The sequence below is a fragment of the Neosynechococcus sphagnicola sy1 genome (genome assembly GCF_000775285.1).
Taxonomy (GTDB): Bacteria; Cyanobacteriota; Cyanobacteriia; order Neosynechococcales; family Neosynechococcaceae; genus Neosynechococcus; species Neosynechococcus sphagnicola.
In genome coordinates this window covers 104,345-115,427 of the sequence record NZ_JJML01000029.1, presented here as the reverse complement: position 1 = coordinate 115,427, position 11,083 = coordinate 104,345, and the positions used below count along the sequence as shown (strand labels likewise).

The following is an 11,083-nucleotide window of genomic DNA, read 5'->3' as shown; positions in this document are numbered from 1 at the left end:
CCGCCAGACTAGATGCTCTAGCCGCAGCGGCAAATCCAGAGAAATAAGGCATGATTAAGCCAAGCTTTTAATAAGCTCAGAATGTTCATTCATAAGGAGGGTAATATGAGAGTTACTGACCCCGAAGCTGATGGTTTGGTTCTTAACTCTGCATGGACAAATAAGATCGCTTTGCTGATGATGATCTTAGGCATCATTTCGATCCTATTTCCTTTATTTGTTGCTGTTACCTCAATCTTATTATTCGGCTGGGTATTCATATTTGCCGGAATTTCACAAATTCTTTATGCCCTGCAATCAAGAAATTCAGGTCAAGTTGTTTGGAAAACAATCCTAGGTCTGTTGTACCTACTAGCAGGTATTTTCCTGGTGACGAATCCCCTGGAAGGCGTAATTGCCTTCACGGTGGTTTTGGGCATTACAATTTTTGTGCAAGGTATCATTCAAGTATCGATTGCGTTGCAAATGCGGCGATCGTCACTGAACTGGGAATGGATGCTTGCAAGTGGAATCATCGGTATCATTTTCGGTATTTTTGTTTGGTCTAACTTTCCCTTAGGCGCAGCTTGGCTGATTGGTATTTTAATTGGAATCAATCTCTTATTCGATGGATTTTGGATGCTCACCTTTCATTCAGGACGCCGAGGCACATTAGATTAAATCCAGAAACTTGAGCTATAGCAGTCTTCAGTCACTTGTAAATTTTGACTCTTTCTGGGTAAGGATTTTGGGCTGATTTAGTTTGCGACTTATTTAGGGTTGCTGTACCGCACAAACAATTTTTAATAAAGGAACCCCCATGGAACATACACATACAATTCTTGCTCATTTTCCATCCTTTTCAGAATTAGAAAGAGTTGTATTAAAGCTGCAAGAAAAAGGCTTCGATATGCAGAAGCTCTCGATCATTGGTAAAGATTACCAGACCACCGAAGATGTGTGCGGATTTTTTAACCTGGAAAAAAAACAGCCAAAGTTAGTGCCGATGCAGGTAGATATTGGTATAGTTTCGTCGGAGGTATTTTTGGCATTTTAGCAGGGGCTGGAGTGTTGTTTATTCCTGGAATGGCTCCTATCGTCATTGCTGGCCCTATTACTGAAGTGTTGGCGAGTTGGATAGAAGGGAAAAGTACTGGGGGTGATGCTGTAGGAGGTCTGGCGGGGCCATTGGGGGGGCTAGGAATTCCGAAACATGAGATCCTGATGTACGAGGCTCAAATCCATGCAGGCGAGTTCATAATACTTGTGACAGGGAGCGACGAGGATATCATTCAGACCAAACAAATGCTCGACAAAATCAGTTATGAAAATAGCATGTCGGTCACGTTCTAAGAGGATGTTTTAAAAGTCTTTCAGGGTGTGTTTCACCACCCTAGCTACCTAGAAGCTAATACGAGAGAATCAGGGTTCCAGGGTTTGCGATCGCGCCTCTGAGTTGTATTTGAGGCTAAAGCCTACCCTTTTAAAATATCCTCTAAGGGGATGTTTAGAAAGTAATAAATGGCACCTGTATGAAAAAGGCTTCGGAGCTGGCTGGCTGACGCATCTTAGTCAACCATAAGTAACTCAAGGCTTACAGGTTAAAGAGCGAATTCGAGTAAACAGCAGGGCGATGGGGCGTATAGCGATCAATGCAAATACCATATCTCCCTCTAACCGTTCTAAGTCAGTGCGAAGCCCTTGCCCAATGTAAGCACACACCAGAGGTTGATACCCTGAAAAACCAAGCAATGCTGCAACCCGCTTCAAATCCTCAATCACATCTTCGGGAATGCGAATCGTGATCGTGGTCATGGGACGGTTCTTGTCCAGTCGCTTTTTTTCGGAGGCATCGTTCGCGTAGCGTCTCCAAAGGAGAAACCTCACTCAGTTGCCCCTCCTAACTACAGTGCTTGGTTTCCCACAGGAAAAGCTAACCGTTCGCTTCTGTTTTGACGAGTTTGTCCCAACCGAGATCTTTAAGCGAGTTATTCCGGCGTAGCGGCCGGGTCACCAGTTCTAGAATGTCCCGCGCATTTGTGAAGCCATGAATCTGAGCAAAGGTAAACTCCACAGACCACTTGGTATTGATGCCCCGTGCTTCTAGGGGGTTTGCATGGGCCATCCCCGTGATCACCAGATCAACACCCAGTTCTTGGATGCGCTGGATTTGATTGTAGTTGTCAGGCTTTTCAACGATCCGGGGAGTGGGCACTCCCATCTCTTGGCAGGTTTGCTCCAGCAATGTCAGTTCAGCGGCCTGATAGCGCTTATCCATATAGGGGATGCCAATTTCTGGGCAGGTCATGCCGCAACGAATCAGGAAACGAGCCAGGGAAATTTCCAGTAAGTTATCCCCCATGAAGAAGACTGACTTACCCCGGATAATTTTCAGGTAGTCTTCTAAGTTTTCCCAAATCTGTGATTCCCGCTCATCTAAGCCCTTGGGTTCAATGTTAAATACGGAGCAAATCTTTTCAATCCAGGCGCGGGTGCCATCGGGGCCAATGGGGAATGGCGCGCCAATCAGTTTGCACTTCCGGCGACGCATAAAGGTCGTGGCTGTGCGAGATAGGAAGGGGTTGACCCCGATGACGTAATAGCCTTCTTCGACGACGGGTAATTCGGTGTAGCGCTTCGATGGCAACCAGCCAGAGACTTTGATTCCTTGTTTCTTCAGTTCCAGGGTTAGTTGGGTGACCACAGGGTCAGGGAGGGAACCAAACAAAACTAAGGGGGGATGATTCACATACTCAGACTCTTCCGCTTTCACCTCTTCGTGACGACGACCAAAGTTGAGGAGTTTGGAGATGGCATTGCGCTCTTCCCTCTCGGTTTCGGCCACCGGAGTCTTCTCGGGGCAGCGCTGCACCATGGCGGCAAGGACGGTATCTTCCCCTTGGGTGAAGGCATAGTCGAGGCCATTGGCACGGGCAACCACGACCGGAATCCCAATTTCAGCTTCCAATCTGGGAGCTAAACCTTCCAAATCCATTTTGATGATTTCGGTGGTGCAGGTTCCAATCCACACAATGACGCTGGGGTTGCGATCGCGCTTGATTTGTAAACACAGCCGCTTCAGCTCTTCGTAGTCGTTCAGTTGGGCAGAAATGTCCCCTTCTTCCAGCTCTGCCATGGCATAGCGGGGTTCGGCAAAAATCATCACCCCCATGGCATTTTGTAAGAAATAACCGCAGGTTTTCGTCCCAATAACTAAGAAGAAGCTATCTTCAATCTTTTGGTATAGCCAGGCAACACAGCTAATCGGGCAGAAGGTGTGGTAGTTTCCCGTCTCACACTCGAACGTCAGTGCCTGGGGTTGAGTATCAACAACAGATGTCATGGTCTCCCTCTCAAGTTCAGTTCAATCTCTGGTGTAGAATCAGCAGTTTATTCGCGATCATGGACAATTTCAGTGGCTTCTTGGCGACTACCCCGGCAGGCCTCATCCATGGCTGTAGAAAGGCTACTGGCTCTGGTGGTACTGTTAAATGCCACCGCTTGAGCCTCCCCACCTGGTAGGAACCTGACTGATTTGTCCGTCTCAAGTCGATCAACCGAGACTTTCTCTAGCTCTATCTCTGGATTAAAATTCAGACCCAGGACTCGCACAATCCGGTCTGGGTTATGGTTCAGGTCAACAATCAGCGGCAAGATTTGTGTCAGTTGAGGTTCTAAAACCGAGAGGGAGGCCAGGATAAAACTAGAAGATGGACGACGTTGCCCATCACAGTTAACCCACACTCCCATCAGTGCCAACCAGTGGCGATTCTCTCGGTAGTAATTCAACCATTTAATCCTTAGAGATTGGCGAAGCCGTTGAATGTCCACGCAATGCCTCAATGCTTTGAAAGGGGTGCAGCCGAATTATTACAGGCCAACCTCTTGAGTTGTGATGCTGCCTGCAACTATCCGAATGCAGCATGGCGAATCTCCGAGTCATAAGTCAAGCGCTTAAGAACACAACCCCAGACTTGTTCAGGGTTGGGCACCAGAACAACCTCGCTGCTTACCGCCTCACAGTTGCCCCAATTGCCAAGGATCACCATGCCGTTCCCTTTTAAACCATCATCAGGTCGAGTCTTGCTTCTTCCGCCGGAGCGGTCGGCTGGGTCGGATTGAGATAGAAGTCAGACAAGAGGGCAAACAAATCCCGGTCGGGGGAATCATTGGGCACCACCCCTTCCGGTCTGGCCAGAATCTGATCTGCAATGTTCAGGTAGTAGTCGCAAACATAGGTCAGAGAAGGGTCGGTTTCCGCCATCTCAAAGAGGGTCTTACCCTTGACGCGGGACACGCGAATGTCTTCGATCAGCGGCAATATCTCCAGAACCGGCATCGGCACCGATTCAATATACTTGTCGATCAAGTCCCGCTTAGAGGTGCGGTTGCCAATTAGTCCCGCGAGACGCAGCGGATGCGTCCGGGCTTTTTCCCGCACAGAAGCGGCAATGCGGTTCGCAGCAAAGAGGGCATCAAAGCCATTGTCTGTAACGATCATGCAGTAGTCTGCGTAGTTGAGGGGGGCAGCAAACCCACCACAAACCACATCACCCAAAACATCAAAGAGGATGACATCGTACTCATCAAACGCATTCAGTTCCTTCAGGAGCTTGACGGTTTCACCGACAACATAGCCGCCGCACCCCGCACCTGCCGGAGGGCCGCCCGCTTCGACACAATCGACACCACCGTACCCTTTGTAAATCACGTCCTCAGCCCAGACATCCTCATAGTGGTAGTCCTTGGCTTGCAGCGTATCGATGATGGTTGGAATCAGAAAGCCAGTCAGGGTGAAGGTGCTGTCGTGTTTGGGGTCACAGCCAATTTGCAGCACTTTCTTGCCCCGTCGTGCTAGCGCAACGGAAATATTACAACTCGTTGTCGATTTACCGATGCCACCTTTTCCATAAACTGCAAGTTTCACGGGTTGGCTCTCCTAAATAAGGTAGGGATAAAAACAGGGGATTGAATTCAGGGCTGAGTCTTGCAAGTCTGGGTTGATCGTTGCTGCTGGCTGCCCATGCCCTATTCTGCAATGTCTGTCGATGGAAGGGAAGGGTCAGGAAATATGATTTCAATAAGAAAACAGACTTAAATAAATCTATAAGCTTATATTTTTCCTTTAATCCTGACTAATTCTCTCTAAAAGTCTTAAATACTACACAATAATTTTTAAGTTTTATCTATATAAAATAAGGAACAATAAAAATAAATTCGAATCTATGGAATCTATTGATGGGAACGGTCTTTTCAGGGCATCACCCCCAGCTTTGACCCCGTTAGCCACTAAAAATCCCCGACGAGGTGGCCGGGGATCAGTTTTCAGGGGAGAGGGCTCTTCTATGGGCTCCCCAAACTCAGACTTTTGTTAAAAATAGTCAACTTTGTCTGGAGCTGCGACTTCAGCGCTTTGACGAACGGTTAAGACAGGCGGCGTTGGAGCAACGGCTGAATTCCCACTAGGGCGATCGCGTCAAAAACCAAAAGCACCAGCAATGCCCCTCCCATGGTGATGGCACCCCAAGGAGACTGCATCACGACACTTCCCAGGGACCAGTCGCTGTGAATATAGAGGAAACGAATGGCTTCAATGGCGTAACTCAAGGGATTTAAGGTCGCCACCACCTGCAACCAGTGGGGCATAAAGGAGAGGGGAGCTAGGGCGGTGCTGGCAAACAGCAGCGGCAGATTGGTGACAAAAATCACAGCAATTAATTCAATATGCCCAGGGAGGGCAAAGGCCAACCCCAAACTCAAAGCCGTGACACCTAAAACCAGCAATAGCACCACTGCTATCACCACCCCAAGGCCGACTAAATCGGGTAAGCCTGCCCCCAAAAATGCCCCAGTGACCACAATTGCCGCCGATTGCAGCAAACTGAGGGTGGCAATAAAAATGGCGGAAGCCAGCACAATCGAGAAGCGAGAAGCAAGGGGAGCCACTAGGAGGCGATTCAGAAACCCAAATTCTCGATCAAACATCACAGGTAAGCCAGCATTCAAGGCTCCCCCAAAGGCGGTGAACACCAACACCCCAGCACCGAGAAATTGCCCGTAGTTTTGACTGTCCCCAAACAATCCTGGTGGAGCGTTCTGGAACAAGGCTCCAAACAAGACTAGCCACATCAGGGGTTGGATGATGCCAGCAATTAAGGTGGACGGGCGACGCTGTAACTGGATAAACAATCGTCGCGTCAGGGCGATCGTCTCTTGAACAAAATCGCCGACTTGGCTGCGAGGGGCGGACATCTGTCGAGCACTTGCCAGACTCTTATCCCTTGCTTGGGAGGAGGTGACCGCAGGTTGAGGTGTGGTAGTAGGGCTCATCGTAGATCCTCCTTTTTAGAAATTAGGAAAATGACCCGACTGGGTGACGGTAGCGACAACTTGAACCGATGGGTTCTTAAACGATCAAGCACTGCTCCCCGAAGTCTCTGCCGAGATCCTTCCCTGAAGCAGGTACCCCTTATTAGCGCATATTCTGTTTGCGCTCGGCTTTGGGATCGCGGCTACTGGAGGCGGCGATTTCGGCATCTAGTAGGGTGCGTCCGGTTGCCGCCAAGTAAACATCATCTAAGCTCGGTCGAGATTGAGCCACGCCAAAGATCGGCAATCCGGCAGTTTGGAGAGCGGATTGAATGGTTAATAGCGCCTCGCTCTGGGGGGTCACAACCAGATTCAAGGAGTTGCCTTGGGCAGGATTGATGATCACTTCCTGCACTAAGGGCAGTGCCCCCAGCATTTGGCGGGCGGATTCAGCTTCCTCAAGGGACGTAAACTCCCGAATACGGAGGGTAATGCGATCGCCCCCAACCCGATCTTTCAGTTCCGAAGGAGTGCCAAGGGCAATCACCATCCCCCGATCAATAATTGCCACGCGATCGGCCAGGGCATCGACTTCTTCTAAATAGTGGCTGGTGAGCAACACTGTTGTTCCCTGGTCGCGGAGCTGGCGCAAAAAGTCCCAGATCACGACGCGGCTTTCAATGTCCAGACCTACGGTTGGCTCATCGAGCACTAAAACATCAGGTTGGTGGAGCAGACCGGCTGCCAAATCTAGACGCTTCCGCAGCCCCCCCGAGTAGGTGCCGGTCTTTTGGTTGACCCATTCCGTCAGACCCAGCAGTTGCACCATGGTCTGAATCCGCTCCCTGGCTAGGGATCGCGGTAGATGGTAGAGAGCCGCCTGTAACTCTAGAAGTTCCTGGCCTGTGAGCACCTTATCAATGGCAACCTCTTGTGCTACATAGCCTAGGTGTTGTCGGGCAGCCCTGGGATTGTGGATCACAGAAATTCCCGCAACCTCAACGTCTCCGTGATCGGGGGTGCTGAGGCCACAGAGAATCCGTAGGGTTGTGGTCTTACCCGCACCATTGGGGCCAAGTAAGCCGAAAATTTCACCCGGTTGCACTTGAAACGAGACATCTCCCAGGGCGGCTACCAAGCCATAGGATTTGCGGAGACCTTGAATGAAGACGGCCGGAGGCATGGGATTAGAAACAAATCTATACCAGCCTATTCTAAGGGGTAGGGATTCTAAGGCGTAAAACTCCCCGAAATTGGCAGCGCACTGACGAGCATCTGTAAATGATCCGTCAGGCTTGCCGTCAGCCCGTGGACGGCGGGGAGGGTGTCCACGGCCATGCCGGCACAGAGCAACATCAGGTAGAGAATTGAAAACTTAAACACCGATCGGGCCAGGTGGCGATCGCTGGGATCCTGCATCAACCTCCAGGCTTGGTAGATAAACCAACTGCCCAAGAGCACGGCCACCATTGCATAGACGGCTCCCAAGGAGTGGAGGGGGTAGGTCAGCAACAGGGTAACGGGCAGGAGCACCAAAGTATAGTAAAAAACTTTGGCGGGTGGTGGGTGCATCTCCCACTACGACAGGCAGCATCGGCACCCCCACCTGGGCATAGTCATCCCGGATCATGATCGCCAACGCCCAAAAGTGAGGGGGCGTCCAGAGGAAAATAATGGCGAACAAAATCCAAGCCGCCCAGCTTAGCTCTCCGGTGACCGCGGCCCAGCCAACCAGGGGAGGAATCGCCCCTGCGGCTCCTCCAATCACAATATTGAGCGTACTGTGACGCTTCAGCAGATGGGTATAGATGCCGACATAGAAGACAATCCCCGAAAAGGCCAGACAGGCGCTCAGAAGATTGGCGCCGGTGGTGAGTAGGGCGAAAGAGGCTCCCGCAAGGGCAATGGCGAACAGCAGCGCATCCAGGGGTTGCACCCGTCCGGAGGGTAAAGGGCGGTGACGGGTACGCTCCATAATGAAGTCAATATCCCGGTCGTAGAGACAATTAATGGTATTGGCAGAGGCCGCCGCTAAAGCGCCTCCGGTCAAAGTTACCAACAATAAGGCTGGATTTATCTGCCCCTGCGCCGCAACCCACATCCCCCCCGCCGTAGTGATCAGCAGCAACAGAATAATCCGGGGTTTGGTGAGTTGATAGTAGCTCTGAATGACCTGGAGGAAATTCTGATGATGTCGCTGGATCGGAGTCCCAATCGTTTCTTGCATGGAGATTCAGTCCTGAAGATAAAGTCAAAGGGTGGAGTCAGGTTGAAATCGGTCTCTGGGGCGCTGAAAATCCCCAACGCAGGAACCACTGATGCTGAATAACAATGACTATGGCTCCTGGCTCAGTAATGACTCGTCACAGTCTGGAGTCATATCTCGGAGCGCCATCACTGAGAACACGGTCAAGGTTCCCAGCAATGCGGCACCAACAAACTGGTGAGCGACGGTTAATGGTTCAACTTGCAGATGGAGTCGGAAGGTAGCAACTCCCAAGGTAATTTGTGATAGCAACAGCAAACTCACCAAATTCGCCAGGGTGCGCAGCAAGGGGTGCAGTGCGGGTGTCCGCCAAACCGAGACCCCCAAAAACAATATGGCCAGACTGGCCGGAACCACCCCTAGAATGTGGCTATTCATGATTTGGCAGAGTTGAGAAGCATTCAAGCATTGATGTAAGGCCCATTGAGAGGCCACTAAGCCCCCGAGCAGGCTTTGCAGATACACCAGGGCGGCGGCACTGAGGCTAATCCAGGGCAATTTGCCCACAGTACCCATTCCTTGATAAGGCGTCAGGGAGGCCGCGATCGCAACCAGGGTGACAAAGAACAGTAACCCAGTGCCCAAATGGGCCGTCACAATGTCAAACCGCAGCAGTTCTGTGACGGTCAATCCTCCCAAAATTCCCTGGAATACCACCAGACCCAGGACTAAGGAGCTTGCACCAGGGAGCCACCGTGGAAGTTGTTGTCGCTGCCACCAAGACACTCCAAACAGGGCGATCGCCAGAAATCCCATACTCGATGCAATCAGGCGGTGAAACCACTCCAGGAAGACCTGAAGATTCATCTGCTGCTGGGGTAGAAGTTGACCATAGCACAGCGGCCAGTCGGGGCAGGAAAGTCCGGCGTTCATCACCCGAGTGGCACTGCCCAACGCCATCAGAAACAGGGTGGCAGCCGCCATGATCCAAACAAAGTACCGCAATCGCTTCTGTACCAGTGGCTGAGACAGTTTACTTGCTTCTGGGAAGGTGTCTACCAAGGAGGTAACATCAAGGTTCATGGTGAGCGATGAAATTGGATTCAGGACAGAGGAGAAGCTCAGCAGTCAATTGGGAAGCCATGGCTTCAGGATTAAATTCTAGAATCTACTTTAGTCAAGTCATTCCCAGAGTCGAAAACCTTTGGAATTTCTTTGTTTTTGAAGCAGTTTCCAAGAAAATTGTTGCTTTTATAACAAAATTCAAATTTGTTAACATCAGCATGGTTTAGCTCTGATTCAATGATAAGGATAGGTAATTCTCAGCGATACTGGGTATCGAAGGCCGCAGTAGCTGCCACCCCGAAGCCAATTTCGATCCCAAAGAAATGACTAAGAATGGTGAATTCCCATGCTCCTTGGAGTTTGCCTGCTTTAGGGTGTAGGTAGGGTCTAGTGGAAAGTACGGTGACGTTTTGGCGTGTCGTTGCTGTTGCAACTCAGCGTCTTCATCCTCTGAAAGTTTGGCAGGAACCCTGAAGCTGTGAAAATTCCTAGTTCAATTCTGACAATGCTGGCTGGCATTACGCTGACCTTGGTCAGCCTATGGGTTGGTCAAAATCATGGACTGATGCCAACTGAAGCTTCACAAGAGGCCTTTCGGGTCGATCAATTGTTCAACGCCATGATGGTGATTGCCGTTGGTCTGTTCATTCTGGTGCAGGGCACCTTAATTGTGGTAGCGATTCGGTTTCGTCGTCGGGCGGGCGATGAGACGGATGGCTCTCCTGTCCATGGTAATGTCCCCCTAGAAATTCTCTGGACAGCAATTCCCACGGTGATTGTCCTCGCCATTGGGGTGTTCAGTTTTGATGTCTACATGGCTCAGGGGAATGGTCTTGACCCGATGGGACATGGCATGTCCCACCACAAGGCTCCGACCGAGGAGATTGCCCATGGTTCAGGAGCCGCGATCGCAGCTCCCTTGCCCCTAAGTGATGCGCTAGCCCAGACCTCTCCTGCAATGGATGCAGTGCCTAGGAAAACGACACTGACCGATGCACCTCAGCCCTTGATGGTGAATGTCACCGGGTTGCAATTCGCTTGGATCTTTAACTATCCCGACAGTGGGGTGGTTTCCGGAGAACTCCATGTGCCTGTGGGGCGGCTGGTGCAACTGAATCTCTCCGCCAGTGATGTCATCCATGCCTTCTGGGTGCCCCAATTTCGCCTCAAACAAGATGTGATTCCAGGGCGAGAGACCCAGTTACGGTTTACGCCCACTCGCCTCGGTGGCTATCCCGTGATTTGTGCAGAATTATGCGGTTCTTACCACGGTGGGATGAAGACTCAAGTGTTGGTGGAAACTCCTGATGGGTTTAATGACTGGATGCAAAGTCAGCAGGTCGCCAGCAGCGAAGCCCTGGATCAGACCGTGGCCCTCCAACCTGCAACCTCAGCCCCTAGCGATTTTCTGGCTCCCTACGCCGACGAGCTAGGGATTCAACCCTCATCTTTACAGTATCTCTCGACTCCCAGCAGTCATCGATCTCCCAGCCCTCATCTCCACAGTTAGCAGCCTTCAGTAGC

At 50.9% G+C, this 11,083-nt stretch carries 11 protein-coding genes and 1 pseudogene; 4 read left to right on the top strand and 8 right to left on the bottom strand.

Going from position 1 to position 11,083, the window contains the following annotated elements; translation table 11 throughout:
* Positions 1–105 precede the first annotated feature (105 nt).
* From DO97_RS13380 to DO97_RS25215, 3 genes are all read left to right on the top strand, one after another.
* Complete coding sequence (locus DO97_RS13380) at positions 106–660, top strand: HdeD family acid-resistance protein (protein ID WP_036534203.1); 555 nt, start codon at positions 106–108, stop codon at positions 658–660.
* A gap of 139 nt (positions 661–799) precedes the next feature.
* Positions 800–1,036 carry a hypothetical protein gene (locus tag DO97_RS25220; protein WP_204368627.1) on the top strand — a complete coding sequence of 79 codons (237 nt, stop codon included), beginning with the start codon at positions 800–802 and terminating at the stop codon, positions 1,034–1,036.
* 11 nt (positions 1,037–1,047) lie between these two features.
* Positions 1,048–1,332, top strand: a complete 285-nt coding sequence (locus DO97_RS25215; protein WP_204368626.1) for a hypothetical protein — start codon at positions 1,048–1,050, stop codon at positions 1,330–1,332.
* Between the two features lie 234 nt (positions 1,333–1,566).
* Here DO97_RS25215 and DO97_RS13370 read toward each other — a convergent pair whose 3' ends face one another.
* The 8 genes and pseudogenes from DO97_RS13370 to DO97_RS13335 form a co-directional block, all read right to left on the bottom strand.
* A complete protein-coding gene (locus DO97_RS13370) occupies positions 1,567–1,794 on the bottom strand; it encodes a hypothetical protein (RefSeq protein ID WP_052128723.1) in 228 nt (75 codons plus the stop codon).
* A 118-nt stretch (positions 1,795–1,912) separates the two neighbouring features.
* The gene (locus DO97_RS13365) at positions 1,913–3,322 is read right to left on the bottom strand and encodes a ferredoxin:protochlorophyllide reductase (ATP-dependent) subunit N (protein ID WP_036534200.1); all 1,410 of its coding nucleotides are present in this window, start codon (positions 3,320–3,322) and stop codon (positions 1,913–1,915) included.
* A gap of 47 nt (positions 3,323–3,369) precedes the next feature.
* Positions 3,370–3,768: a DUF5331 domain-containing protein gene (locus DO97_RS21170; protein WP_052128722.1), complete on the bottom strand. Its 399-nt coding sequence runs from the start codon at positions 3,766–3,768 to the stop codon at positions 3,370–3,372.
* Positions 3,769–4,039: 271 nt separating this feature from the next.
* Positions 4,040–4,906 carry a ferredoxin:protochlorophyllide reductase (ATP-dependent) iron-sulfur ATP-binding protein gene (gene bchL / locus DO97_RS13355; protein WP_036534198.1) on the bottom strand — a complete coding sequence of 289 codons (867 nt, stop codon included), beginning with the start codon at positions 4,904–4,906 and terminating at the stop codon, positions 4,040–4,042.
* A gap of 497 nt (positions 4,907–5,403) precedes the next feature.
* Positions 5,404–6,309, bottom strand: coding sequence for an ABC transporter permease (locus DO97_RS13350; protein ID WP_036534196.1), 906 nt, complete (start codon positions 6,307–6,309; stop codon positions 5,404–5,406).
* Between the two features lie 142 nt (positions 6,310–6,451).
* A complete protein-coding gene (locus DO97_RS13345; RefSeq protein ID WP_036534194.1) occupies positions 6,452–7,471 on the bottom strand; it encodes a daunorubicin resistance protein DrrA family ABC transporter ATP-binding protein in 1,020 nt (339 codons plus the stop codon).
* A gap of 47 nt (positions 7,472–7,518) precedes the next feature.
* A pseudogene (locus tag DO97_RS13340) lies at positions 7,519–8,515 on the bottom strand (heme o synthase).
* A gap of 108 nt (positions 8,516–8,623) precedes the next feature.
* Positions 8,624–9,577 (bottom strand): COX15/CtaA family protein, encoded by a 954-nt coding sequence (locus DO97_RS13335; RefSeq protein ID WP_052128721.1) that lies wholly within the window; start codon positions 9,575–9,577, stop codon positions 8,624–8,626.
* 460 nt (positions 9,578–10,037) lie between these two features.
* Here DO97_RS13335 and DO97_RS13325 point away from each other — a divergent pair, with 460 nt between their 5' ends.
* Entirely contained in the window at positions 10,038–11,069 is a 1,032-nt protein-coding gene (locus DO97_RS13325; protein WP_036534190.1) for a cytochrome c oxidase subunit II, read from the top strand.
* Positions 11,070–11,083: the final 14 nt, after the last annotated feature.